Annotated in this window: 23 protein-coding genes; 19 read left to right on the forward strand and 4 right to left on the reverse strand. The window is 48.1% G+C overall.

Translation table 11 applies throughout. The annotated features are described in order from the left end of the window. The first annotated feature begins 46 nt into the window (after positions 1 to 46). The 6 genes from ASG93_RS16265 to ASG93_RS16290 all read left to right on the forward strand — a co-directional run bounded on the left by ASG93_RS16265 (position 47) and on the right by ASG93_RS16290 (position 8,002). Positions 47 to 1,126, forward strand: coding sequence for a Gfo/Idh/MocA family protein (locus ASG93_RS16265; RefSeq protein WP_056833602.1), 1,080 nt, complete (start codon positions 47 to 49; stop codon positions 1,124 to 1,126). A gap of 28 nt (positions 1,127 to 1,154) precedes the next feature. Beyond that, a complete protein-coding gene (locus tag ASG93_RS16270; protein WP_056833603.1) occupies positions 1,155 to 2,177 on the forward strand; it encodes a Gfo/Idh/MocA family protein in 1,023 nt (340 codons plus the stop codon). Between the two features lie 112 nt (positions 2,178 to 2,289). Then, positions 2,290 to 3,237 carry a sugar phosphate isomerase/epimerase family protein gene (locus tag ASG93_RS16275; protein ID WP_056833604.1) on the forward strand — a complete coding sequence of 316 codons (948 nt, stop codon included), beginning with the start codon at positions 2,290 to 2,292 and terminating at the stop codon, positions 3,235 to 3,237. Positions 3,238 to 3,249: 12 nt separating this feature from the next. After that, positions 3,250 to 4,986 (forward strand): hypothetical protein, encoded by a 1,737-nt coding sequence (locus ASG93_RS16280; protein WP_056833605.1) that lies wholly within the window; start codon positions 3,250 to 3,252, stop codon positions 4,984 to 4,986. A gap of 14 nt (positions 4,987 to 5,000) precedes the next feature. Further along, positions 5,001 to 7,253 (forward strand): glycoside hydrolase family 105 protein, encoded by a 2,253-nt coding sequence (locus ASG93_RS16285; RefSeq protein WP_056833606.1) that lies wholly within the window; start codon positions 5,001 to 5,003, stop codon positions 7,251 to 7,253. Further along, positions 7,250 to 8,002: an MgtC/SapB family protein gene (locus ASG93_RS16290; RefSeq protein ID WP_056833607.1), complete on the forward strand. Its 753-nt coding sequence runs from the start codon at positions 7,250 to 7,252 to the stop codon at positions 8,000 to 8,002. Before ASG93_RS16285 ends, ASG93_RS16290 begins: the two co-directional genes overlap by 4 nt. Positions 8,003 to 8,283: 281 nt before the next feature. Here ASG93_RS16290 and xylA read toward each other — a convergent pair whose 3' ends face one another. Then, positions 8,284 to 9,603: a xylose isomerase gene (gene xylA, locus ASG93_RS16295; protein WP_056833608.1), complete on the reverse strand. Its 1,320-nt coding sequence runs from the start codon at positions 9,601 to 9,603 to the stop codon at positions 8,284 to 8,286. 173 nt (positions 9,604 to 9,776) lie between these two features. Between xylA and ASG93_RS16300 the strand changes: the two genes are divergently transcribed. The 6 genes from ASG93_RS16300 to ASG93_RS16330 all read left to right on the forward strand — a co-directional run bounded on the left by ASG93_RS16300 (position 9,777) and on the right by ASG93_RS16330 (position 15,801). Continuing rightward, the gene (locus ASG93_RS16300; RefSeq protein ID WP_056833609.1) at positions 9,777 to 10,955 is read left to right on the forward strand and encodes an ROK family transcriptional regulator; all 1,179 of its coding nucleotides are present in this window, start codon (positions 9,777 to 9,779) and stop codon (positions 10,953 to 10,955) included. Between the two features lie 98 nt (positions 10,956 to 11,053). Next, positions 11,054 to 11,548 (forward strand): hypothetical protein, encoded by a 495-nt coding sequence (locus ASG93_RS16310; RefSeq protein WP_156410925.1) that lies wholly within the window; start codon positions 11,054 to 11,056, stop codon positions 11,546 to 11,548. 87 nt (positions 11,549 to 11,635) lie between these two features. Continuing rightward, positions 11,636 to 12,136: a Crp/Fnr family transcriptional regulator gene (locus ASG93_RS16315; RefSeq protein WP_056833612.1), complete on the forward strand. Its 501-nt coding sequence runs from the start codon at positions 11,636 to 11,638 to the stop codon at positions 12,134 to 12,136. A gap of 824 nt (positions 12,137 to 12,960) precedes the next feature. Continuing rightward, positions 12,961 to 14,088, forward strand: a complete 1,128-nt coding sequence (locus tag ASG93_RS16320; RefSeq protein ID WP_056833613.1) for an ABC transporter permease — start codon at positions 12,961 to 12,963, stop codon at positions 14,086 to 14,088. Next, complete coding sequence (locus ASG93_RS16325) at positions 14,085 to 14,813, forward strand: ABC transporter ATP-binding protein (protein ID WP_056833614.1); 729 nt, start codon at positions 14,085 to 14,087, stop codon at positions 14,811 to 14,813. The genes ASG93_RS16320 and ASG93_RS16325 overlap by 4 nt, the downstream gene beginning before the upstream one ends. Positions 14,814 to 15,486: 673 nt before the next feature. After that, positions 15,487 to 15,801, forward strand: coding sequence for a hypothetical protein (locus ASG93_RS16330; protein ID WP_056833615.1), 315 nt, complete (start codon positions 15,487 to 15,489; stop codon positions 15,799 to 15,801). Between the two features lie 215 nt (positions 15,802 to 16,016). Here the strand turns inward: ASG93_RS16330 and ASG93_RS16335 are convergent, their stop codons facing one another. Next, positions 16,017 to 16,898 carry a sigma-70 family RNA polymerase sigma factor gene (locus tag ASG93_RS16335; RefSeq protein WP_056833616.1) on the reverse strand — a complete coding sequence of 294 codons (882 nt, stop codon included), beginning with the start codon at positions 16,896 to 16,898 and terminating at the stop codon, positions 16,017 to 16,019. A gap of 220 nt (positions 16,899 to 17,118) precedes the next feature. Here ASG93_RS16335 and ASG93_RS16340 point away from each other — a divergent pair, with 220 nt between their 5' ends. The 5 genes from ASG93_RS16340 (at position 17,119) to ASG93_RS16360 (ending at position 19,457) form a co-directional block, all read left to right on the forward strand. Next, positions 17,119 to 17,553, forward strand: coding sequence for a VOC family protein (locus tag ASG93_RS16340; protein ID WP_321166687.1), 435 nt, complete (start codon positions 17,119 to 17,121; stop codon positions 17,551 to 17,553). A gap of 94 nt (positions 17,554 to 17,647) precedes the next feature. Beyond that, the gene (locus ASG93_RS16345) at positions 17,648 to 18,016 is read left to right on the forward strand and encodes a DoxX family protein (protein WP_056833618.1); all 369 of its coding nucleotides are present in this window, start codon (positions 17,648 to 17,650) and stop codon (positions 18,014 to 18,016) included. A gap of 322 nt (positions 18,017 to 18,338) precedes the next feature. Next, complete coding sequence (locus ASG93_RS16350; protein WP_056833619.1) at positions 18,339 to 18,668, forward strand: ArsR/SmtB family transcription factor; 330 nt, start codon at positions 18,339 to 18,341, stop codon at positions 18,666 to 18,668. Next, a complete protein-coding gene (locus tag ASG93_RS16355; RefSeq protein WP_056833620.1) occupies positions 18,665 to 19,084 on the forward strand; it encodes an SRPBCC family protein in 420 nt (139 codons plus the stop codon). Before ASG93_RS16350 ends, ASG93_RS16355 begins: the two co-directional genes overlap by 4 nt. A gap of 22 nt (positions 19,085 to 19,106) precedes the next feature. Next, a complete protein-coding gene (locus ASG93_RS16360) occupies positions 19,107 to 19,457 on the forward strand; it encodes a DoxX family protein (RefSeq protein WP_056833621.1) in 351 nt (116 codons plus the stop codon). A 158-nt stretch (positions 19,458 to 19,615) separates the two neighbouring features. Here the strand turns inward: ASG93_RS16360 and hmpA are convergent, their stop codons facing one another. After that, complete coding sequence (gene hmpA / locus ASG93_RS16365) at positions 19,616 to 20,845, reverse strand: NO-inducible flavohemoprotein (protein ID WP_414858873.1); 1,230 nt, start codon at positions 20,843 to 20,845, stop codon at positions 19,616 to 19,618. Positions 20,846 to 21,453: 608 nt separating this feature from the next. On the opposite strand from hmpA, the gene ASG93_RS16370 reads away from it, so the two are divergent. Continuing rightward, positions 21,454 to 22,959, forward strand: a complete 1,506-nt coding sequence (locus ASG93_RS16370; protein WP_235550865.1) for a hypothetical protein — start codon at positions 21,454 to 21,456, stop codon at positions 22,957 to 22,959. A 14-nt stretch (positions 22,960 to 22,973) separates the two neighbouring features. Next, on the forward strand, positions 22,974 to 23,711 hold the full coding sequence (locus tag ASG93_RS16375; RefSeq protein ID WP_056833657.1) for a metallophosphoesterase family protein: 738 nt from the start codon (positions 22,974 to 22,976) through the stop codon (positions 23,709 to 23,711). 331 nt (positions 23,712 to 24,042) lie between these two features. On the opposite strand, the gene ASG93_RS16380 is transcribed toward ASG93_RS16375, so the two are convergent. Beyond that, positions 24,043 to 24,678 (reverse strand): FMN-dependent NADH-azoreductase, encoded by a 636-nt coding sequence (locus tag ASG93_RS16380; RefSeq protein ID WP_056833624.1) that lies wholly within the window; start codon positions 24,676 to 24,678, stop codon positions 24,043 to 24,045. Positions 24,679 to 24,737: the final 59 nt, after the last annotated feature.

Here is a 24,737-nt window from a genome sequence, read left to right on the forward strand (position 1 = left end):
TTGGCAACATCGGATAAATGGAATCACATCATGGGGGGAAATAGGAATGAACAAGGTGAAAGTCGCCATCATTGGCTGCGGCGGTATTGCAACAGGTAAGCATTTGCCCAGCCTAAGCAAGATAGAACAAGTCGAAGTGGTTGGTTTTTTTGATATATCTCTTAAACATGCCCAGCAAGCGGCCGAGAAGTTTGGTGCTCCCGGAGCAAAAGTGTTTGAAAACTATAATGAACTTCTCGCGGACCCTTCCATTGAGGTCGTTCATATCTGTACCCCAAATGATACGCATGCAGAGATTTCGATCGCAGCTATGGAAGCAGGCAAACACGTCATGTGTGAAAAGCCGATGGCCAAAACCGCCGCCGATGCTCGCCGTATGGTTGAGGTGGCTAAGCGCACAGGTAAGAAGCTAACTATTGGCTACAACAACCGCTTCCGTGCGGACAGTCAGTATTTGAAAAGGGTGATCGAAGACGGCGATCTGGGCGAGATCTATTTTGCCAAGGCGCATGCTGTTCGCAGACGTGGTGTTCCTACTTGGGGTGTATTTCTGGATGAAGACAAACAAGGCGGAGGTCCGCTGATCGACATCGGTACACATGCGCTCGATTTAACGCTGTGGATGATGAATAACTACGAACCCAAGGTGGTGCTTGGCACCGCTTATCATAAGCTTTCCCGGAAAGAAAATGCCGCTAATTCCTGGGGTCCTTGGGATCCTGAGAAATTCAAAGTGGAAGACTCCGCCTTTGCGATGATCGTGATGAAAAACGGCGCGACTGTGATGGTGGAGGCGAGTTGGGCCTTAAATACATTGGATACGAAGGAAGCGAAATGTACGCTTTGCGGTACAGAAGGCGGAGCCGACATGCAGGATGGTTTACGCATAAATGGTGAGAACCACAGTCGCTTATACGTCAATCAACTTCAGTTCGAAGCCAAAGGCGCAGACTTCTACAATGGCAAAAAAGAGAGTATGCAGGATAAAGAAATCCGTATGTGGATTGACGCTGTGATGAACGATAAGGATCCTATTGTAACGCCAGAACAATCGTGTGTGGTTTCTGAAATTCTTGAAGCCATTTATGAATCCAATAGAACGGGAAAAGCGGTTTATTTTGACTAAAATAACCGGAAATGAGGGCCATTCTTTCATGATTAGAGTAGCGATGTTGAGCTTTTGGCATGTGCATGCCAAAGATTATGCACGCCTAGCCGCCGAGCACCCGGGTACCGAAATCGTGGCTGTATGGGATGAAGTTCCCGAACGAGGAAGGCAAAAGGCAGAGGAGCATGGCGTTAGCTTTTATGAGGATCTGCATGCGCTTTTGGCCAATCCGGATATTGATGCCGTTATTGTGGGTACGCCGACGAATCGGCACCGGGATGTTATCATCGCAGCAGCCAAAGCGGGTAAGCATATCTTCACAGAGAAAGTTATAGCTACCACGACGAAGGAATGTAAGGAGATATTGGCTGCGGTTGAGACAGCTAGGGTCAAGCTAACGGTTTCTCTCCCCCGGCTATATACCTGGTTCACACAAGCTGCACATAACTTCATTCAGGGTGGTCAGCTTGGCACTGTTACGACGGTTCGTATTCGGCTTGCTCACAACGGCGCTTTGCGAACAGAGAAAAATCCGAATGGTTCACTCCCATCTCATTTCTTCCATTTAGAGGAGTGCGGGGGAGGAGCATTAATGGACCTTGGCTGCCATCCGATGTACTTGACACGCCTATTCCTGGGTTTACCGGAAAGTGTTAGTGCAAGCTTCGGCTATATCACAGAGCGAGAGGTAGAGGATAGTGCGGTAGCGACTTTACGTTATCCTAATGGGGCTATAGGCATTGTTGAAGCGGGATTCGTGAATAACTACTCCCAATTTGATATTGAGGTGCAAGGAACGGAAGGCAGCCTTATGTATAGCAGAACCGATGACAAGTTGTTAGTCCGAGGCCATAAGCTGGAAGGTGAAGCTGCAGCAGGGTGGCAAGAGGTCACAGATCTGCCAGCCAATCTCCCTTCTCCCTTTGAACAATGGGTATCACATATTCGAATTGGAACGACGGCTTCTGAAAATATACAAATAGCCCTTGATTTGACCCGTTTAATGGAAGCTTCGACTTTATCGGCACGCTCAGGTGCTGTATGCAGGCTGAGTGACCTGGCGGAATAAAGAGACTTTCCCTGAGGAAAGGCCAGATCATTCCCTGCAAAGAAATAAGGGTAATCTGGCTTTTCTTCATTAGAAGGAAATGATGACAACAAAGTTCTAAGGAGGAACAGACATGCTGGATAAAGGGGAATACTCATTTTCTACCTGCTGGAATATTAAGAAGCATTCGATTGGAAGGAACATGATAGAGGAGATCAAGGAGCTCGGCTTTCGCAATGTTGAACTGAATTATAACGTGACGGAAGAAATGATGAAGACGATTGAGCCGATGATCGAAAAAGGGGAAATTGGCGTATCCAGTGTCCACAATGTGTTTCCTTTCATCAATGATAAGGATTACGATACGGACTCTGTTATGCTCGGTTTCGATGATGAGGTGAAGCGCAAGCGATCCGTGGAGCTGTTGATCCGGTCTATGGAATATGCAAACCGCTATGGAGCGAAGGCTGTTGTCGTACATCCAGGCGAGGTGCCTTTCGAATACAACATCGATTTGGATTTGAAAAAGCTTTACAGGGATCACGGGAAGGATTCACCGGAATATCAAAAGCTGTGGAAGGATATGTCCGAAAGACGGGAGCGGTTGAGCCCGCTCTATACCCAGCGGATTCAAGACAGTCTGGAGGAAGTAAGCGAGCATGCAGCCAAACAAGGATGGTCTGTAGCCATTGGCATCGAAACACGTTCAAGATCGTATCAGATGCCGACCTTAATGGAGGCGAAAACGATTTGCGAAAATCTGAAGGGCGGTCCGGTTTACTTATGGTACGACATCGGCCATGCCATGATGATGGATCGGATGGGCCTGTACGATAATCTCAAGGAGCTGCAGGAAGTGAAGCGCTATATTTATGGCGTACACATCCATGAAACGTTAGAGCTGTCCGATCACTGGTGTCCTTATGTGCATAGTAAAGATCTGCAATATTTTGATCATTTTTTGGAGGCAATTGATTTTGCCAAAGTCAAGGTGTATGAACTGAAGGCTGTTTGCCAGCCGGACGAAATTGACGAAAGTCACAGGCTTATTACAAGTAAAATTACAGCTATGAAAGGTTAAAAGGTTATCAGCATGGACGCTGCTTATAAACAGTTGGTACACATTTATGACGAACATACAGCAGATACGCTGCAGCGGCAGGTGCTTGATCCTACATCCAAATATTACGGCGGTATCATCGACGAAACGGGCATTGCGCGTGTCAATCACCTCAGTACGCCGAGCGTTTTGGCTGTATGGGCTTCGGCAATCGTTAATCCAGATTCAGGTTATTATCATGATGAGAAACTCTTGGCCGCTTTCGACAAAGCAGCGGATTTTATTTTGAACCGCCAACATGCCGACGGTACGATATCGTTAGGTTCAACCAATTATAATTCCCCTCCAGATACAGCCTTTGTCGTAGGCGGAATTACTCAAATTTATCAACTGCTTGAGACGCATGACTGGGCGGCTGTGAAGCCTGCATCCGCTAAACTGAGGCTTTTTCTGGAGCGTACGATCCCTGCTATGCTGACAGGCGGATGTCATACACCGAACCATCGCTGGGTTATTACAGCAGCACTTTCGCTGCTGTATGAGATTTTCCAAATGCCTGAGCTGATAGCTAGAGCGGAAGAATGGTTGGCAGAAGGGATGGATATCACCCATGACGGTGAATGGACGGAGCGCAGCAATGGCATCTATAATGCCGTCAGCGATATTGCCTTATACCATACGGGTCGTGTACTTAACCGCCCAGAATTACTAGAATGTGTGCGTCGCAATCTGCACATGATGGTGTATTTGATCCATCCATCCGGTGAGGTGGTAACCGATTATTCCGGACGCCAGGATTTCGGGCAGATGTTCGATATGGCGACTTATTTCTTGATTTATCGCTTAATGGCTGCGCATGATAAAGATCCTTTGTTCGCTGCGATGTCGGACTATGCAGGTACCTTTATTAAGGGGACGGAAGCAGTGAACAACAATGCACTTCTGGGCTTACTGCTGTATCCTGATGCAGATATTTCCGATTTGGAACGCACACCGCTGCCTGATCGTTATGTCAAAATGATAAATGAGCATCACCCCATCAATGAGCATTTGACGCAAATCGATGGCGTGGGCCACCATATGAAAATCGAGCACAGCAGCATGCACCTAACTTTCGGCGCACCGCTTGTACGCATTCGGGAGCTTGATCAGAGCGTCACGATTATGCCGCAGACACCGTCATTCTTCTCCCTTCGCCATGGCAAAGTAAGGCTGCTCGGCATTAAGTTATCTACATCCTTCTCACCTGGGATAGTGAAGTTCGCACATCTAACTGCTGAGGAGGGCGTCTATAAGCTAGGAATCGTATTGGAAAAAGGATATAACGGACCGATTCCGCGTCAATTTCTGCCGGAGTCAGCGGAGAGAGCGACACTCCGTCCTTGGTACTTGCTTCCGCATCAGCATCGGCCGATGACACATCTGCAAACTCTTGAGTATCAAGCAGAAATTACACAAGGAGACGCAGAATGGACGATTCGTATCCTTACCGATGAGCGAGAAGATGTGTTCACGCAGTTATCCTTTATTTTTGGAGATGAGGGGACGATTAGCGGCGATGATTTCGCCCAAGCCGAGGCAGGAAAATATTTCTTGAAAAGTGGCTCTATGAAATATGCGGTGGATGAAGATGCGATTGAGATTTCAACAGGCGCTTACGAGCATTTGCTGCCTGTGCTCCGTGAAGATCAACATCCGACCGGTTGCAAATACGTCCATGTGAACTTGGTGACGCCGTTCGACCGGACATTTACGGTTCGCCTACTGTAGAAAGGAAGGCCGATATGACGACTTATTTTAGTGAACAAGAGAGTATACAGTCTCGCTTAGGAGACGACGATAACCGAACATTGAAGGTGCTTGCGGACCGCTACATTGGGGCTAATCCGCCCGTTCCTTTTGCTTTCAGGACCTTTTACCGATCTGGCGTTTTGCAAAATAAGGATGGGATGTTTGATTTGAATCTGGGACGGAGATTTCCCGAAGCAAGACCCGGCCAATTTTCGTATGCATATGGTTTAGTATGGAGTGATGGCGAACGAAATCTGGATGTGTTGTTCCGCTGTTTGGGGCCGATTGAGTTCTATTTCAATGACGAGCGTGCTTATCGCTCCAACGTAATAGATGAAATTAAGCCAGATGCCAGCGTGAAGCTTAATTTGAACTTTGTGAAAGGTTGGAACCGACTTTTTATCAAAGCTAAGCATACGGCGGCGGGCTTTGGCTGTTTGTTCGGATCGGATGAAGCCAAGGTACGGATTCTGAATGTGCTTACCCCGTTTGCCGAAAGAAGTGGTCAGGCGGGATGGGTGTACTCTGCTCCGGTCGACACAGATGTATTCGAGGGCAGTCCGCTGCCAGATGGTTTGGCGTCAGAGAAAGAGTACGGGGTGATCTGGCTGCCGACCTGTGAGTGGGGTGAAGGCGAGCTTGCGAAGCCTGTCTGCGAGCGCTTATTCGGCTTACAGTGCGGTAAGCAAGCGTACGCTTGGACCAAGTTGGACAAGATGGGCTCTGGTGAAGAACCCTGCCTGTTGAAGGGTCATACGGCAGGTCCGTTAACCGTTTGGCTGGAAGGGAAGCAGGTATTGGATCTTGCGAAAGAAGGCAGCTTTCAGGTGGAGGTGCCGGTTTCTTTTGGCAAACATGATCTGTTGATTCGCAGTATTTGTGGAGATAACGCGTGGGGCTTTACGCTGCATGCCTATGTTAAGGGAGAGGTTGTCCCCTTGAGCGCTCCTCAGAAGGTTCATGGTTCTACGGATCCGTGGTTCTACCTAGGGCCACTGGATTCAAGCATTGAGCTAACCTATGAGGATTTAGTAAGAACTGATCGCATCTATGCTCAGCAATCGGACTTGCAGGGTGGGAGCGACAAAACGTATTGGCGTTTGGATGGTCCTGATGCTTGGCTGCGCCCGTATTACGAGAATGCTATGCTGAGCAATAAATGGACTGTCGGCAACGTGACGAATTATGCCCGCTGGGATTATCCGCTTGGCGTGACCATTTATGGGCTGCTGCAAGCAGGTCGGTTGCTGGAGCGGCCGGATATTATCCGTTATGCCCTAGGACATGTTCAAAGCTGTACTGACATGTTCGAATACTCCTTATGGGATCGTGAGAAGTACGGGTTCCCGGCGATCAATCAACAATTAGTCATGATGAAAATGCTGGATAATTGCGGCTCCTTCGGCTCCGCTATGCTTGAAGCTTTTGAAGAAGTTAAGGATCCAGGCTTTTTGCCGATTGCGCAGCGAATTGCCGACTTCATGCTCGAGCGGCTGGAGCGCAAGGAAGACGGGGCCTTTTATCGGATATGTCAGGATGAATATTCAGAGAATACGATGTGGGCTGATGACCTCTACATGAGCACCCCGTTCTTATGCCGCTATGCGGGGATAACCAGCAGCAGCGAGGCACTGGATGAAGCAGCGAAGCAATTTCTATTATTCCGCAAGTATTTGTACATGCCGGATCAGCGCATTATGTCGCATGTATTTGATTTCAAATACGGCATGGCTACCGGCATTCCTTGGGGCCGTGGAAATGGATGGACACTCTTCTCGCTGACAGAGGTGCTGGAGGTTCTACCCGCAGAGCATGAGGCTCGCCCGGAGTTAGTGCATTTCTTTAATGAGCTTTGCGCGGGATATGCCGGTCTGCAAGCTGAAAGCGGGCTGTGGCATCAAGTGTTGAACGATCCCGACGCCTATCAGGAAGCTTCGTGTACCGCGATGTTCGCCTATGCCTTTGCGAGAGGCGTGCGATTCGGCTGGCTCAAGGATCCAGGTAGATTCATCAATGCTTCGTTGAAAGCATGGGACGGTTTGACCCGTCTGGCCATCGACGCTCAGGGCAACGTGCATGGCGTTTGCAGCGGTTCGCGGTATGCGTTTACCGCTGATTATTATAAAAAGGACCTGCTCACCGTAACCAATGACAACCACGGGGTTGGCATTATGATGCTGGCTGGGACGGAAGTTGTGAAGCTGAAGCAATGGCTGTCGCAGCCGCTTGAAGTGACACATCGATGACGACTGTAAGCAGTGTGTGGCAAATTAGTCATTTGGATTTGATCATAAGAATGGTGTTGGCGGTCGTTCTGGGCGGTTTGATCGGTCTTGAACGGGAATTGAACAATCATGCGGCAGGCTTTCGTACTCACATTTTAGTTTGTTTAGGCTCCGCCACCATCATGCTGTTGTCGGAGTACGGATTCTCTGACTTTGTAAATGAACCCAACGTCCGCATAGACCCGTCACGTTTGGCTGCACAGGTTGTCAGCGGCATCGGCTTTCTTGGCGCAGGCGCGATATTACGAAACGGCAGTGTTATTAAAGGGTTGACTACCGCTGCTTCCGTTTGGCTGGTAGCGGCTATCGGTTTAAGCGTAGGTGCAGGCTTTATTACCGGGGCGACGGTATGCACCTTTTTAGTACTCATCAGTCTGTATCTCCTGAATAAGTGGGAAAAGCATTTCCTAAGGCATCGCCGAACTCACGAAATAGAGATCATGATCAATGAACATCCCGGCTTCCTCAGCTTGGTTACCTCCCGTTTTGGGGAACAGGGTATCCAAGTCACCAATCTGAAGATGATGCCAGGGAGCGAATCCTCCCTCGTATTAGGGAATACCGCGAATACCCCAATGATGCACTTGTGCTTCAGCTTAAGATGTCCGAAGCACGAGAAGCTGCTTGCAGCATATGAACAAATTGCCGCTCTGGACATCGTCGTTAGGATGGAAGCTGTGAACTTCATTTTTCATAAAAAGGTGGCCTAAGAAAAGTAGGCTTGTGATTACAGCATTGTGGGTCTCTGATCGCTTCGATCAGAGATCTTTTCCATTTTTACGTGGGCTAAGATGAGGTTCCTGTCCCCAATTGCTCATTCTCCTCGACTTTAGCGTGTTTTATATCGTTAAGGAGGCAAATTTCCGCGTTCCCTATACGTTAGCGATGGAAAACATCGTTACAGAGAAGCTGCGTTATCTGCACAAGCCGTCGGACAAACCAAAAAGCCCGCTAAGCCAAAAAAATGGCTTAAACGGGCTTTTTTCACGAATTAAGTATTAATTAGATACTGGTTAACCGTCGCCTTAATCAATTCCAAACGGCCGGATTGATTCACAATGGTGCTGTTGTTCTCAAGCGCGTAAGCTTCAAGTGACTTGAAGTTGGCTTTGCCGGACACGATGTCGGCGCCGATGCCGGACTTGAAGGAAGCATAGCGCGTGTCGAGGATGTTATCGAATACGCGGTCTTCGATCATTTTGGCAGCGACTTGCAAGCCGCGAGCGAAGGCGTCCATGCCTGCGATGTGGGAGTAGACGACATCGATAGGCTCGAAGGAAGTACGGCGAACCTTGGCGTCGAAGTTCACACCGCCGCGGCCGATGCCGCCTTCGTTCAGTAGGATTTCGTACATCGCGAGTGTCGTCGAGTACAAGTCAGTTGGGAACTCGTCGGTATCCCAGCCGAGCAGCAGATCACCTTGGTTCGCATCAATGGAACCAAGAACGCCGTTGATGCGTGCGACGCGAAGCTCGTGCTCAAAGGTATGACCAGCAAGCGTGGCATGGTTCGCTTCCAGGTTTAATTTGAAATACGGCAGCAAGTCGTATTTTTGCAAGAAAGATAGCGTCGTCGCCGCATCGAAGTCGTATTGGTGCTTGGATGGCTCTTTGGGCTTAGGCTCGATCAGGAATTGACCGTCGTAGCCGATTTCTTTGGCATAATCAACCGCCATATGCAGGAAGCGAGCAAGGTTATCAAGCTCCAGGCCGAGGTCCGTGTTAAGCAAAGTCTCGTAGCCTTCGCGTCCGCCCCAGAAAACGTAGTTTTCCGAGCCTAGCTCTTTGGCATGATCTAAGGCTTTCTTCACTTGGGCAGCAGCGTAAGCAAATACGTCAGCATTATTTGTCGTAGCAGCGCCGTGAACGAAGCGCGGGTTAGTGAACATATTAGCTGTATTCCAGAGCAGTTTCTTGCCGCTGGAAGACATTTTATCCTTGATCAGGGCAACGATCTCGTCGAGATTCTTGTTCGTTTCTTGCAGCGTGCTGCCCTCAGGCGCGATATCGCGGTCATGGAAAGCGAAGTAGTCGACATCCAGAATGTTCAGCAGCTCAAAGCAAGCGTCAACGCGAGCTTTGGCCAGCTCAAGGCCGGAATATTGATCCCAAGCGCGAATCGCTGTGCCACTGCCAAAAGGATCGGAGCCATTAGCGGAAAAAGAGTGCCAGTAAGCGATTGCAAAACGCATATGTTCACGCATGGTTTTGCCTAAAATAACTTGATCGGGGTTATAAAATTTAAAAGAAAGCGGGTTCGTCGATGTGCGGCCTTCGTACTTAATCGGTTGAATGTTGTCAAAGTAGCTCATGAATTCAGCCTCCATAAATTAAGGAATAAATGCTTATGCAGTCATCATAGCACCAAATGAATAGTTTGTAAATTCATTAAACAAACTTAGTTAATGCATGAAAATGTCTTTCATGTTAAAATCAGTTCATTAGAAAAGAGCGACAAAGCCATTAGAGCAGTGTGGGGGCAAACATGAGGCAAACAGGCGATTTGAATCTTGTGAAAAAAATAAATAAATCCATCGTACTACACCATATACGCACGAATTCTCCAATTTCCCGCGCACGGATTGCAGAAATTACAGGGCTGACCAAAGCGACGGTGTCAAGTCTTGTGAACGAATTGATCGAGAGCAGCGTCGTCGAAGAGATTGGTGTTGGAGAATCAAGCGGCGGGCGCAAGCCGATGATGCTGCTTTTTAATGGGACGGCTGGTTATGCCATCGGGGTAGACCTTGGGGTTACTGATATTCTCGCGGTGCTGACGGATTTAAGCGGTAAGATCATCCGCGAAGTAAGAGTGCAGCATGACAATGCTTCTGTCGAAAAGGTCGTCGAGCTGTTGACAACGACCATCCGCGGGATGATCGAAAGCGCGCCGGAGAGCGTCTACGGTATTATAGGAATCGGCATCGGAGTGCCGGGTATTTGTGACGAGAGCGGCAACCTGCTGTTCGCGCCGAATCTGGGCTGGGAGAACGTGCCTTTGCAGCAGCAAATCGAGGAGACGTTCAACATTCCGGTTGTTATTGATAACGAAGCGAACGCAGGAGCTGTGGGGGAGAAACAATTCGGAGCCGGTAAAGACACGGCGAATCTGGTGTATGTGTCGATCGGCATCGGGATCGGTGCTGGGATCATCATTAAGGGCGAGCTGTACCGCGGAGCGACCGGCTTCTCTGGTGAGATCGGGCACATCTCGATCCAGCACGACGGGCCCAAGTGCAGCTGCGGCAGCTTGGGCTGTTGGGAGTTGTATGCGTCGGAGCACGCGCTCCTCACGCAGGCGCGCCGCGAGTTAAACGATGACGCTGTGGATCTGGAGGCTTTGCTTAGCAAGGCCGAAGCTGGAGATCCGACGGTGATTGCGCTTTTTGAGCGCCTTGGTTATTATCTCGGTATAGGCGTAGTTAATATTATCAACGGATATAATCCTGAATATATTATTCTCGGCGGCCGTTTAGCAAGTGCCGAGAGATGGCTGATGAAGCCGCTGCTGGCTTTGCTTGAGAAGCGTTCACTGCCGCATCCGCGCAAGCAGCTGAAAGTAGCGTTCAGCGAGCTGAGCGATCGGTCGACAGTGCTCGGGGCGGCATCTTTTGCGGTGGCCACATTTTTCGTGGAGACAACAGTTTCGGTTGATCGGAATTAAGCTAGAGGGGATTCCTTCCATATGGTTGACCGAAGGATGGCACTTTTGTACAATGAGAAAAGTGCCAAAAATTCGAGATCAAAGGACGGGAACCAACGATGTTTCTACGTTCACTAATGATGTGCTGCTACCTCATGGTAGCTTACTGGGCTTCTTACCATTTCCCATCAATGAAGATGGTTTTTTATCCGACGCTTGGGGCATTCTGCTTTCTTTTTATGCACCGGGTGGACCAAATTAAGGACATTGGACGCATCACGATGGGTGCTATCATAGCCGTGACATTAGGCAGCACCATGTATGCGATAAGCCACGGCGCCATATCATTTTTCATAACAGCTATACTTACCATCTCTCTTATTCAGTGGTTCAAATGGAACGCGGCCCCGATTCTATCCGTTTCGTTCATTCCCTATTTTGCTCATTCCGTCTCATTCTGGGCGCTGCCTGCAGCTGTCTTCGTTTCTCTCCTCGGGCTGGTGGGATCCGTTTGGCTCATTGGCAAGGTGGAGCAGTTGAATTGGTTTTCCAGAATGTCAGTGGCACTTACGCCGCTTCGCACGAAGCTGGAGCCGTTAAAAAAAGAGATGTAGCTAGCTGGTTAGCAGCTAGCAATCATAAACAAAAAGCGATCAGCAGGTGAATGCTGTCGCTTTTTTTTCATAAGAAGGAGAATATAAATGAAAATGCACAAAGGAGAAATCCTATTCCGCCAAGGAGACACGGGTCCACTGTACCAGCTCCAAACCGGCCTCTTAAAAATTGTTCGTGCTCATGAGGACGGAAATACGACACTTGTGAATATCATTGTGCCAGGCGAGACAATTCCCCATCATTCGCTCATTACTCCAAGCCCTTACTACGGTACTGCAATAGCGCTTGTCACTTGTGACATAGAAGTGCTTCCTGCTTCGCAGTGGTACGAGGAGTTGGAGCGCAGTCCGGAGCAGTTCCGTACGATTGCGCGGCAATTACAGGATAAACTGCGCATGATGCAGCAGCGAATCGACCAATTGACGGAAGTGACTCCCGCTGTCAAGCTGATGAAGCTCGAAAGCTGGTTCCAACATTATTTGGGAACGTCGAAGCTGACAGACCTGCTAACACAGGAGGAAATCGGTCAGTTCATTGGGCTTCGCCGGGAGACCGTGAATCGTCTACTGAGGGATAATCCCCATTAACTCGAATGCAGGTCTTTTTGCTTCACTAACGAAAACTATAGCCCAATAATCATCAGGTGAGACTCCTCAAAAAGAGATTTTGCAAATAATCCAACATAGATAAAGCTTTTTGAGTAATCCGAATAAATTATTGTGGGTCTATCCGATTACTGGGCTAATCTTAGAGCTTTCCATTTATAAATAAAACCTCACCAACGATTCCCTTATCTCTGGAAAAACAATTAGATAACATTGAAGTAACGGAGAATAAGCTTCAAATCAATGTTTACAATACGCTTGTCAAACAGTTGGACGAAGCTTCAGATGCGTTGGTACAGATTGATGCACAAATAAAACTGGTCGAATTAATGAATAATATTGAAGATGAATTTACAAAGTTGAGTACGATTACCGAACATTAGTAAGAAAAAAGCTGCCAATAGAGAGACTAACTTGTATGGATAGGAGCAGGCGCCGCGGCGACCTGCTCCTAATTTGTGAATGAAATTTTGAAAGGGATTACAATCTGTAAAAGGCGGCACGCGTTGCTAGGGCTTATATTCCATTGGGTGGAGAGCGGTTTTAAGCATTCTTCGGCTTACATGCAGGAGAAGCTGGTGAAATCATCAACTATCATCCGAGTGTTGCGAAGACCGCGATCAAAGGCCTGACGAAGAGGTAACGAATATGACTGGTTGAAAAAGAGGCTGCTCAGCCGCGAGTAAACAGGCAGTTCGTCTGACGGAACACTCTTCACCATGACACTACCTCAGCTGTAACCTGTTATTCATTTTCCGTTCATATTCGCTTCCTATACTTTAGTCATTACGAAGGAGGGAAGCACAATGTATCTAGCTATTCGAGAAATGAGGTTTGCTAAGGCACGGTATTCGTTAATCGCTACAATTATGGTGCTTGTTGCATTTCTTGTTCTGTTTGTCACCGGGCTTGCACAGGGGCTTGCGTATGACAATGCCGCTTCTGTTAAGAATATGGCTGCAACACATTTTGTCTTAGGACAGGACGCTAATCACCGTTTCACCCGATCCCAGGTCGATCAGAATCAGTTTGAAAAGGCTGGCTTACTAGTAGGGAAAGAGAATGCAGAGCCACTAGGTCTGAAAATGACAACGGTTGTTCCATCAGGAGATACTGGAAAGATTGATGTTGCTTTGCTCGCCGTTAATCTCGGTAGCTGGCTGGCGCCAACAGTAACAGAAGGTTCACCCATCTCGGATCAGACAAAAGGACATGTTCTTGTTGATCAAAAGCTGTCTAACTCTGGAGTCAAAATTGGCTCAATCATTGTAGATCAAGCTTCGGGAACAAAATGGACTGTAAGCGGTTTTGTAAAAAACGAGTCATTCAGTCACGCTCCGGCTGTCTTTCTAAAAAAGCAGGACTGGCTTAATCTTCAAGCGCAGACACTTACACGTCAAGGAAATGAATCAGCAGCAGACAGTAAAGTTTACAATGCAGTCGCCATTAAAGCCTCGAAAGAAAAAGTTAAGGAGCTTCAGTCCGCGCTGCCCAATACGGAAGTGATAACGAAGTCTGAAGCAGTATCTGGGATTCCTGGTTACAAAGAAGAGCAAGGCTCGCTTATGATGATGATTGTATTCTTATTTGTAATCTCTGCCTTTGTCCTGGCTGTATTCTTTTATGTCATCACGATTCAGAAAACCAGTCAATTTGGTATATTGAAAGCCATCGGTACACGTACGGCCTATCTAGCTAGAAGTGTCACGCTGCAGGTGTTGGTCTTATCGGTTGGCAGTTTGGTTCTTAGCGTCCTGTTGGTTCAATTGTTTGAGGCCGTATTGCCAAGTTCCATGCCATTTCAATTAGGCTTTTCCACCTTGGCGTTTACTTGCATGTCTTTTATAACAATGTCTTTGGCCGGTTCGCTATTTTCGGTGTGGAAAGTCGCCAAAATTGACGCTTTGGATGCGATTGGGAGGACAGCAGCATGAAAAACAGACTCGTATTACAGGAGATTACACGGACTTTTGAGGATGGCGGTACGGAAAGAACGATTTTGGATAAGCTAAACCTTGAGGTGGCCGAAGGTGAACTAGTCGCGGTAATGGGCCCTTCAGGCTCGGGCAAAAGTACATTTCTGTCCATAGCAGGAGCACTTCTTGAACCTACGAGTGGGCATGTTCTACTCGATGGAGAATCCATTATCGGTAAAGACAAACAAGCACTATCTGATCTACGACTTCAAAAAATCGGATTTATTTTTCAAAGCGCCAACTTGATTCCGTACTTGAAAGTTGAAGAACAACTGGTTTTGGTAACCAAGCTTGCAGGGATGGAAAAGGCGATGGCAACCAAACGAGCAAAAGAGTTACTCGATAAAATGGGATTATCTCATCGTCGAACCGCATATCCTGAGAAACTCTCAGGGGGGGAGCGTCAACGGGTAGCTATCGCAAGAGCCTTAATGAATGATCCAGCTGTCCTATTCGCAGATGAACCAACAGCAAGCTTAGATGCCTCACGAGGGCACGATATAGTGAGCATGATCGCGAAGCAAGTAAAGGATCAGCGAAAGAGCGCGGTTATGGTTACGCATGATGAACGAGTACTGCCGCTTTGTGATCGAGTGCTTTTTCTTGAGAATGGAAAACTAATCGAAAAACAAAAAAGAAGCGCAAAAATCGCTTCTTGGCAAGAGAATTTTGTAACTAAATGATTAATTAGCGTACTTAACCAGCAGACCCTTGAGTTTGCTGGTTTATTTTCTTTTCATACGATATAGCTTTTGTTGACGGCCTATTGAACCGTATTGAAGGAATGTTTCTGGTGCTTATGGTCCACAGTAATTCGATTCCCGAACGGTCGGGTAGGTAACATCGAGCAGCAGCTGTACGAGCTAAGGTAGCCAGAATTTGCTGAGGGAACTACGATGCTCTAATTTGTCGAAAAACGCCGAAATCAAGGGGAAGAGGAACGACGATACGTTATTTCGCAGTTTTTTGCCTTCGAATCGCTCCTTTGATCAATTAGCGCACTCACGTTCCTTTCAACTCGATTTCTAGCGCAGATTTCTCAATATAAGTGATCGACGTTCCGTTACGATCCAGATAATTTATATGGGATGGTTAAGTAGACCAAATTTATCTTGGTATCTAATAGGCAGAATTAAATCTAGCCGAACTTTCATTACGGGGGAACGATAGTACAAGAAGGATATTTCCTAAAGATAAGTGTGGTTAAATAAAATTCTAAGGTGATGCGGAACTATATTTTTTCATCAGACATCTGAATTGAATCGATTTCAGTATTCTGGATAAACTATCCTTGGTACCTTGATTTTGAAGTGGATCGATTATCTATTTATGAACGATGATATGGAGGCATAAAGCATGTTAAATTTATCTGAGCTCGAGAATGTCCATGCAGATATTGAATCCGTTCATGAAGTCGTACAATGTTTAAAAGCAAGAATAGATGGCATATATATTGGAATTAACATTCTTAAAAATCGGGAGAGCAGTTACTTTTATGAGCTCAGTCATTATTATAGAGGCGCAGACAATGCCGGGCCTCTTGTTACAATGGAGAACCGTTATAATACAGTAGAGGAAGCGGCAAAGGGAGCACTTCGAGCTGCAACGATGTGTTACCGAAGCACTGATGAAGGTGGGTCTTGGCTTAGAAATGATTCCTTTCTTCAATAAGAGATCAACTCGATAATAGCGCTTTATATGCTCAAGGTTCATCGCTCATGCGGTCGAACAGATGAGATGATCCAGTAACTTAATATATGAATATTCTTGAGCACGCTTCGGTGACAAGAATATTATCCCATTAAAAGCCGCTTATATTACGGCTTTTTTATTTTATGATATAAAGTTCATATTTAATGTTATTGTAACTGGTCTTCAAAGCTGACCTATCCATCCTTCATTTCTGCTAAGTCGAGCTGGCGAACGCGCGCTTGATCGGCAATCATTTCGATCTCGGTGATCTTGCCATCCACAATTTTGAGTTCGAGTACGAAAAGCATTTGACCGCGAGGAGCAACAATCACGCCTACAGATCCGTTCACGAGCATTGGCCGTGCACCCTGAGCGCGACCAGCGAAGCCCTTGGCCACAGCTTCCGCACCGTGAACAATTGGCCATGCTGCGACCGGAGGAAATGCAGGGTCTTGTCGGAGCACAACATCGGGATCTAATACCGCAAGAAGCTTCTCAAAATCTCCAGAACGCGACGCAGCTAGGAAAGCATCTACAAGCTCCCGTTTTCGCTTGAACTCCTCTGAATCCGCAGTCTCTTTCGCTCCCTGAACCCGACGGCGTGCACGGCTCGCAAGTTGTCTGGCTGCAACCTCGTTACGCCCTATGATCGGGGCGATCTCCGAGAAAGATAAGGCGAAAATATCGTGCAATACGAATGAGATGCGTTCGGCGGGATTCAAATTTCCAAGGACCATCAGCATCGCAAGACCAACAGAGTCGGCCAACAATGTTTCGTGCTCAGGATTGCTTTCGTCCTGATGGCTATTAACTGGTTCAGGTACATTAGCCAGCGTAAGCTCCTCACGCCGCGATTTACGAGTTCGCAGCATATCCAAACACACCCTAGAGACTATCGTTGTCAGCCATCCCCCCATATTCTTGACCTCTCTAGTATCGGTGCGGCTAAGACGAATCCATGACTCCTGTACAGCATCATCCGCTTCGCTTAAAGATCCGAGCATCCGGTAAGCCACCGTTTGCAGGTGATTTCGATGCGCCTCGAATTGTCCCACAAGCCAATTATGATCGTTCATACATCACATTCCTTTCTTCGGTTCCTTTTTCTTATATGTCGTACGAAACTGGGCAAACGTGACAACGGAGATGTACGAAATCTGCATTTTCTTATCCTAAAAAAATTTTCACCGTATCCGTCACGTTTCCTCGCTGACTTACGACATAGTAAGTGACAAGGGAAACCGGATCACAGGAAGAATAGCGAGGGGTCCCTGAAAGAACATTTAAACTGAGGAGATGATTATTGTGAGTATTTGTTTGATACCTTTTCTTGAAATGAACGGAAGTGCCCAGGAAGCAATAAATTTTTACGTGAAGGCACTGGATGCCAAGGTCGCCTATATGCTGCGATTCGGTGACATGCCGGAAGATCCCAAAGCTCCACTGCCTCCGGAAAAGAAGGACTGGGTTAATTACGCTATCTTGAAAATCGGCGATTCTGAACTACAGATTACAGATCATATCACAGGAAGCACCTACGAGAAGGGAACACAAATCACCATCGTTGTTCAAACCAACGATAAGGATAAAGCTACCAAATATTTTGAAGCATTGAAGGAAGATGGTCAAGTGAACGATCCGCTTCAAGCTAGTTTCTTCAGCCCCGCTTACGGCAATGTTACGGATAAATTCGGCATCACTTTCCGAATCCTTACAAAAGGCCGCCAGTAATCAATTAGGTGAGAATGGGTGGGCAGGCCGAAAAGATGTTGGCAGAATGATAATACGAAATTTATGGTGCTTAAAATAAAGGGAGGAAGTCCTAATGACTATATTTTCCATCGTTCTTCAAAGTTTGCTAGTCTTATACTATGCCTTTTCAGGAGGCGCCAAGATCGCAGGGGCCAAATACTGGGCTGATATTTTCAAGAATCTTGGACTACCGCAGTGGTTTCGTGTCGTCACAGGTATCGTTCAGTTAGTCGGAGCAGCAATACTCATCATCGGCTACTGGTATGTAGGGGCGGTGGCATGGGCTGGCATTTGGCTTGGAGTCACTATGTTATTGGCGTGTCTCGCGCATTTCAGGGTCAAAGATCCAATCAGTAAAACCGCAGCGGCCATCGTTTTTACTGTGTTAATCATCATTCTAACCGTCATTAATGCAGATGGTCTGATGCTTCCTTTAACTTAAGAAAGCATTATCTCTATTTTCAATTATTTTCGACGACTGGTTTTGTTGGCCGATGGGCCAAAGTACGCCGCCGGCCACCCTGACACCCAACAAAACTGATTCATGATCATAAAGCCTCGGCATTATCTCGCTGAGGCTTTTTAACACATAGTCAAGGAGCCAAATGGCATAATATCAATAGTTTGACACACATAGCTGACTGACCGTTTTCATGCGTAGTTTAAAAATGTTGTTGACAAGACACCGAATGGTGTCATATACTCAAAGAGTCACCAAATAGTGTCCTATCAGAGGATCGACAAAGAACATAGGAGAGGGTGTTGTGAGCGAAAACAACCAGTTGCGAGATGTTTTTGACGCGATTGCAGATCCGACCAGGCGCCGACTAATTCGTCTGTTAGCAGAAGTAGAGGAGATACCGCTTCATGAATTAACGGCACAGTTTCCAATGGGCCGTACAGCGGTATCCAAGCATTTGACAATCCTTAAAGAAGCCGGACTGGTACTTGACCGAAAAGTCGGCAGAGAAACGCGATTTAGACTAAACGCCTATCCACTCAGAGAAATTCAAGATTGGGTGGCTTTCTACGGAAAGTTCTGGAGTACGAATATGTTGCGCTTGAAGCAACTATTAGAGGAGGAAGAAGAATGAGTTTAGCATTATCCTTGGATTTTCAGTACACGACATCGATCGAGAAACTTTGGTCCGCCTTAACCGATTCAAGCAAGCTTGCCAAGTGGGTGGTCAACATCCACAATGGTCAGGCGATGGATAATGATTTTGAGCCTGTCGTAGGACACCGGTTTCAGTTTCGCACTCAGCCGTCCGAATATTGGGATGGCATTATTGACGGAGAAGTGCTTATCGTGGACGCACCAAACCGGGTGTCCTATACTTGGGCCAGCGGAGGGGAGAAGCACACGGTCACCTGGACGCTGCAGGATTTAGGGGACGGAAAGGTTAACCTTCATCTCGAACAAACCGGATTCGCCAATGTTCAAGGTCTCGAAGGCGCTAGGTATGGCTGGGGTAAATGGTGCGGCGAGCTTGGAAAGGTATTGGCCTAGTTGTAAAAGGAGGATGAGCTTTATGAGTATCATTTTTGTTATTTTGCAAAGTTTTCTGCTCGTCTCCATGGCCTTTGGCGGCGGAAGCAAGCTGGCAGGTGCGAAAAATTTTGTTGAAATGTTCGAGTCGATTAAACTGCCGCAATGGTTTCGAGTTGTTACTGGGCTTGTTCAACTAGCCGGGGCAGCCGGACTTGTTATCGGATACTGGAATCCGATAACTGCCGTATGGGCAGGCATTTGGATTGGCATTACGATGCTGGTGGCATGCCTTTCACATTTCAGAGTCAAGCATCCTGTTGGAAGTGCGATACCGGCCTTTGTGATTACTTTGATTGCAGCGACTCTGGTAGTCGTGCACCAGGTAGCATGAAGAAGAGCGGGTCAATGAAACTCGAGTCGCCATAAGTATGCAAATCTATGATAGCAAAATGTAGGAGAGCCCCACTATGCAGGGCTCTTTTTTCATTTCCAAATAGGAATCGTCAACATGGCGAGTACTATGCAAAACCATTCCAATCGGCTTTCCGTTTACAGAGTGCCCGCAGGACCAAAAAATTCGTAGTGGCGGTCCGAATCGGGAACACCCCATTCACGGAGCGCTTGGTTCACGGCTTTCATAAACGGTACAGGTCCGCAGAAATAGAAGCTAGCATCCACAGTCGGTACGATGTTTTGGAGCCATGGCAAATCGATATATCCCTTTTTATGAAAAGCTTGCTCGGCTGCATCGGCTTCTGTCGGCTGCTCATAGCACCAGGCAACAGTCACCTGCGGTTGCTGCATGGCGAGTTCTTCAACTTCCTTACGCAGTGCGTGATGTTGACCGTTTTGAGCCGCATGGATAAAGGTAACGTGACGATTCGGCGACGTGGTTGTAAGGGTATGGAGCATGCTGACCATTGGCGTCAGCCCAACACCGCCGCTGATAAGTACGACAGGCCGAGTATCCTTTTGATCCAGTGTAAAATCGCCAGCAGGCGCGGACAACCACAGTACATCGCCCTCTTGCACCTGATTGTGCAGATAGACCGAAGCTTTGCCTGCGGGAACAGCAGGATTGTGATCCTCGCGCTTTACGGAGATGCGATAATAAGGCTTCCCGGGTTCATGCGAAAGGCTGTACTGTCGAATATGGGTATGTTCATCGCCTGGAATCTGAAGTCGGATACTCACATACTGCCCCGGTTCAAATGCTGCGAGTGAGCCCCCATCTTGGGGTGCCAGGTAGAAGGAAGTGATAACGTCGCTTTCTTTGTTTTTGCGTATGATTCGGAACGGTCTGAAATCCTTCCAACCACCCGGTTGCTGCGCAGAAGTATCATACATCTCGGCTTCAATACTGATAAAAGCATCCGCAATAACCCCATAGGCTTCAGCCCATGCTTGAAGAATTTCGTCGGTTGCCGCATCCCCCAGTACTTCTTTGATGGCTGCAAGCAAATGTTGGCCGACAATAGGATAATGCTCTGCCTTGACGCCTAGACTGCGATGCTTATGGGCAATTTGTTTCACTGCAGGCAAAATGGCCTCGAGCCGATCAATATGCAGGGCTGCCGCATACACGGCGTTGGCTAGAGCGGTTTGCTGCCGGCCTTGTTTTTGATTCGCATGATTGAAGAGATTCAGCAGCTCAGGATGTGCTGTGAACAGCCTTTCATAGAAACGTTTGGTTATCGCTACACCGTGAACTTCCAGTACGGGAACTGTGGATTTAATAACGCGGATGGTTTGCTCGGTTAACATAAAGGATCGCCTCACTTCACTTAGATTAACTTGATGCCCTAAGTATAGTGAACAAGACGAGTGAGCATCTGTGATTATAATCACAGGGAATAGCAACAATCTGTGACGTAGGTATGATGCCGAAATAGCGGTATACTGGTTAAAATAAACAAATACAGGAGTACCTATCGATGCCTGATTGGTCTTATCACGCGATATTTCGTCCGTTGTTATTTCGACTGCCGGGGCGCATAGCCCGGAACTTGACCCTCCATGCGATAGGCGGATTAAGCCGCGTTCCAGGCGGAACGTTCGTGATCAAAACGATGGGGCATATGGAGCTGTCGCCGATCCTCGAGGATGAGCTGACGGGGGTGCCGATTCAGTGTCCTATCGGCCTAAGCGGCACGCTTGATCCGCACGGGACCGCTCACAAGGCGCTGGCCCAGTTCGGGTTCGGCTTCATCGAGATCGGACCTGTGACGGTCCGAGAAGTGCGCAGTGACGCGCCGGTCGAGCGCGACTCGGTGGGGGAAGCCATCGTGTACCCCGATGGCTACGTCAATGACGGCGCAGACGCGATCGTCCAGCGCCTGCGCAAGGGCACGGGGCATCGTCTGCCGCACTTCGTGCGGCTGCGGCCGATGCCGGGCAGTTCGCCGCGCGAGGCGCTTCCGGAGCAGCAGGAGCTGCTCTCGAAGCTGGCGCCGTACGCGGCGGGGTTCTACATCGATGGCCTCGCCGAGGGCTGGCCAACGGAGGAAGCGATAGCGTACCTCTGCGAGGTACGCCAGCTCGCACTGGCAGCGGCCCCAGGGAAGCCGCTGCTGCTCTACCTGCCGCAGCCAACTCCCGTCGGGATGCTGCGTGAACTCACTGACACCGCCGCGAGCTTCAGCGGTGTCGTCGTCGGCGAAGCGCTGCGCGAGCCGAGCACCCGCCGCGAACGCGTCGGCGGCGGTGCGGAGGCGCTCGGGGCGCAGCTGAGCCAGGTTCGGCTGCTCCGCGAGTCGCTCGGCGAGCGGAGCACGATTGTCGCGGCCGGCGGCGTTCATCAGCCGCAGGATGCTCTAGAGCTGTTGGCAGCTGGGGCGAATAGCGTCCAGCTGCATAGCGGGCTGGTGTACGCGGGGCCGGGACTGCCCAAGCGAATCAACGAAGCGATCATTCATGATCGCATCAAGCAAACAACTGAGCCCAAGCCGCCTTCATTCTGGGCCAATTGGGGCTGGATGAGCCTGCTGGGTATCGGCATGATCATTGGTGGTGTACTCGCATGGCTCATAGCGTCCACAAGTGTCCTCTTGCCTTACGATGAAACTTTTCTTGGCGTGAGCCGGAGTGTCATAAACCACTTTAATGGGCATATTATACATTTCATGTCCCATGACCGCATTACGTTAGCGGGAACGATGATTTCGATAGGTATCTTTTATTATCAACTGGCAGGGCATGGCCTGCGAAGCGGGCTTCACTGGGCGAGAACGGCCGTAATGACTTCGTGTGCCGTAGGTTTCAGCAGCTTTTTCCTTTATCTCGGCTATGGTTATTTTGATCCTCTTCATGCCGGAGCAGCGGCCGTGCTTCTGCCGATGCTGCTGCTCACCTTGCGCGGCTTGAAAGATCATCCCTCCCGGAAGAAGCCAGGCATGCTGAATGATGCTGTTTGGCGCAGAGCGCAGTGGGGGCAATGCTGCTTCGTTGTACTCGGATTTGGTTTAGCCATCGGAGGCTTGACGATATCTTTCGTCGGTATCACTACCGTGTTCGTACCGACAGATTTAGCCTATCTCGGCCTGACCGTCCAGCAGCTTGCTGCTTGGAACGATCACATCATCCCGCTCATTGCTCATGACCGGGCAGGATTTGGCGGAGCGCTCTTTTCACTAGCGGTAGCGATTACAGCCTCCGCTTTATGGGGGATCAACCAAGGTGAGAGCTGGTTGTGGTGGACGTTTCTCTGGGGCGGTCTTCCCGGATTCGCTGCGGGGCTCCTGGTGCATGTTCACATTGGCTACTTGGACTTCATTCATTTACTTCCTGTTTATATAGCGGCCCTGTTATATGTGGTTGGATTGTACCTCATGTATCCGTTTTTAGTGGGCAGAGCTAGCGGGAGGGAAACATCTATTTCACGTCTATTAACATGAGGGCAGGTGGGTTGGTGGAGAAACTAGCCATTATTTCAGATATCCATGGTAATATGCCTGCATTTGAAGCAGTTATGAAGGACATTCAGCACCGACATGTTACAGAGATTATTTGTCTAGGGGATTTAGTAGGGAAGGGACCGCATTCGGATCTTGTTGTTGATCGCGTGCGGGAAGTTTGCCATACGGTCATTATGGGAAACTGGGATGATTTCATCGGTAATCCTACCGAAGATCCGGTTTTACTTTGGACGCAGAATAGGCTTGGACGCGAACGGTTGACATATTTGAAAGGGCTGCCTTTTTGCTATGAGTTCTGGATGAGCGGGAAGTTCGTGAGGTTATTCCATGCTTCGCCAAGAAGCGTATATGAACGTATTCAGCCATGGGACCCGATGGAAAGCCGTATGTCGATGTTTGAGTCTTCGGACCTGTGCGGGGAGCCTTTGCCAGCCGACGTGGCAGGCTATGGTGATGTTCACAACGCCTATTTGCAGGTTCTTAGGGGTAAAATGCTTTTCAATACAGGAAGCGTAGGGAATCCGCTGGATTTGACACAAGCTTCTTATGTTCTTTTAGAAGGAAACTACCACAGCCAACAACCCGCAGCGTTCAATATCCAGCATGTGAGAGTGCCTTACGACATTAAACTTGCTGTCCAGCAAGCGAAGGATGAGCGGATGCCGGATTCGGATGCTTATATCTTGGAATTGCGGACGGGGCAATATCGCGGCAAAAAGACGAAGGAGTAACAAAAAAGCTAAGTAGACCCTAAAAGGTTTACTTAGCTTTTTAGTGATTCTAGCTACAGCCAAGGGGAAATACGATGCGTTATTTACCGGAATATCGGCCTATTTTAGCCTCAAAGGAAGATGGATGCGTTATTTTTCCATTCTGGGCTCAAATGCGGTTCTCAAAGAGGAAATAACGCACTGAGGTTCCGCTATGCTAGCCTTATAGCCATTTTCAAGCAAAATAACGCATCGACGTTCCCTTTCGAGAGGTATGTGAACCCAAGTAAGCAAACCAATTCTCTATTCCGCCAACGCGTAGTTAATACAGATCGACAAGATTTTTCAAGTTCTAGAACGTTTTAGCTAATGCTTGCGCACGGCTAATCGCTTCCGCTTTAATTTGCTCGGCCTTGTCGGGTGACTGAGCCATTCCCTCAACAAAAAGGCCCTGAAAATCAGTAATGCCGATAAAGCCCATGACGACACCCAAATAACGATGCCCCATTTCATAACCTGCAAATGGTCCTTCGGAATAAACGCCGCCGCTAGCTTGGATATGCAGCGATTTTTTGCCTTGCATTAAGCCTACTGGGCCGTTTTCTGTGTATTTGAACGTTTTGCCGGCCATGCAAATAGAGTCAATATAAGCTTTCATAAGGGGTGGAAAAGAAAAATTCCACATCGGCGTGACGAATACGTATTTATCCGCTGCTACAAATTGATCCGTTAATTCGTTAATCCGGCTAACTTTCGTCTGTTCTTCTCTGCCCAAAGTTGCAAAATCTTGACCGCCTCGTAATTTTCCCCAACCGCTGAATACATCGGCATCAATGTGAGGCACTTGAATGCTGTACAAGTCCAGTTGGATGACTTCATCATTAGGGTTGGCTTCCCGATAGGCATCAATAAAGGCTTTGCCTACAGCCATACTGAATGATGTTTGGTGGTCATGGGGATGTGCTGTGATGTGTAAAACAGTTGCCAATGTGATCCGTCCTTTCAAATGGTTGCATGGTAATGCTGGTAAAGCCATATATAATGTTC

Source organism: Paenibacillus sp. Soil787 (assembly GCF_001429545.1).
Classification (GTDB): domain Bacteria; phylum Bacillota; class Bacilli; order Paenibacillales; family NBRC-103111; genus Paenibacillus_E.

What these genes read in the sequence shown, in the direction of transcription:
- ASG93_RS16265 (WP_056833602.1), top strand. Translation starts at nt 47, where the DNA reads ATGAACAAGGTGAAAGTCGCCATCATTGGCTGCGGCGGTATTGCAACA.
- ASG93_RS16320 (WP_056833613.1), top strand. Translation starts at nt 12,961, where the DNA reads ATGTATCTAGCTATTCGAGAAATGAGGTTTGCTAAGGCACGGTATTCG.
- ASG93_RS16330 (WP_056833615.1), top strand. Translation starts at nt 15,487, where the DNA reads ATGTTAAATTTATCTGAGCTCGAGAATGTCCATGCAGATATTGAATCC.
- ASG93_RS16345 (WP_056833618.1), top strand. Translation starts at nt 17,648, where the DNA reads ATGACTATATTTTCCATCGTTCTTCAAAGTTTGCTAGTCTTATACTAT.
- ASG93_RS16335 (WP_056833616.1), bottom strand. Translation starts at nt 16,898, where the DNA reads ATGAACGATCATAATTGGCTTGTGGGACAATTCGAGGCGCATCGAAAT.
- xylA (WP_056833608.1), bottom strand. Translation starts at nt 9,603, where the DNA reads ATGAGCTACTTTGACAACATTCAACCGATTAAGTACGAAGGCCGCACA.
- ASG93_RS16340 (WP_321166687.1), top strand. Translation starts at nt 17,119, where the DNA reads ATGATTATTGTGAGTATTTGTTTGATACCTTTTCTTGAAATGAACGGA.
- ASG93_RS16370 (WP_235550865.1), top strand. Translation starts at nt 21,454, where the DNA reads ATGCCGGGCAGTTCGCCGCGCGAGGCGCTTCCGGAGCAGCAGGAGCTG.
- ASG93_RS16300 (WP_056833609.1), top strand. Translation starts at nt 9,777, where the DNA reads ATGAGGCAAACAGGCGATTTGAATCTTGTGAAAAAAATAAATAAATCC.
- ASG93_RS16310 (WP_156410925.1), top strand. Translation starts at nt 11,054, where the DNA reads ATGTTTCTACGTTCACTAATGATGTGCTGCTACCTCATGGTAGCTTAC.
- ASG93_RS16280 (WP_056833605.1), top strand. Translation starts at nt 3,250, where the DNA reads ATGGACGCTGCTTATAAACAGTTGGTACACATTTATGACGAACATACA.
- ASG93_RS16270 (WP_056833603.1), top strand. Translation starts at nt 1,155, where the DNA reads ATGATTAGAGTAGCGATGTTGAGCTTTTGGCATGTGCATGCCAAAGAT.
- ASG93_RS16360 (WP_056833621.1), top strand. Translation starts at nt 19,107, where the DNA reads ATGAGTATCATTTTTGTTATTTTGCAAAGTTTTCTGCTCGTCTCCATG.
- ASG93_RS16290 (WP_056833607.1), top strand. Translation starts at nt 7,250, where the DNA reads ATGACGACTGTAAGCAGTGTGTGGCAAATTAGTCATTTGGATTTGATC.
- ASG93_RS16275 (WP_056833604.1), top strand. Translation starts at nt 2,290, where the DNA reads ATGCTGGATAAAGGGGAATACTCATTTTCTACCTGCTGGAATATTAAG.
- ASG93_RS16285 (WP_056833606.1), top strand. Translation starts at nt 5,001, where the DNA reads ATGACGACTTATTTTAGTGAACAAGAGAGTATACAGTCTCGCTTAGGA.
- ASG93_RS16315 (WP_056833612.1), top strand. Translation starts at nt 11,636, where the DNA reads ATGAAAATGCACAAAGGAGAAATCCTATTCCGCCAAGGAGACACGGGT.
- ASG93_RS16325 (WP_056833614.1), top strand. Translation starts at nt 14,085, where the DNA reads ATGAAAAACAGACTCGTATTACAGGAGATTACACGGACTTTTGAGGAT.
- ASG93_RS16355 (WP_056833620.1), top strand. Translation starts at nt 18,665, where the DNA reads ATGAGTTTAGCATTATCCTTGGATTTTCAGTACACGACATCGATCGAG.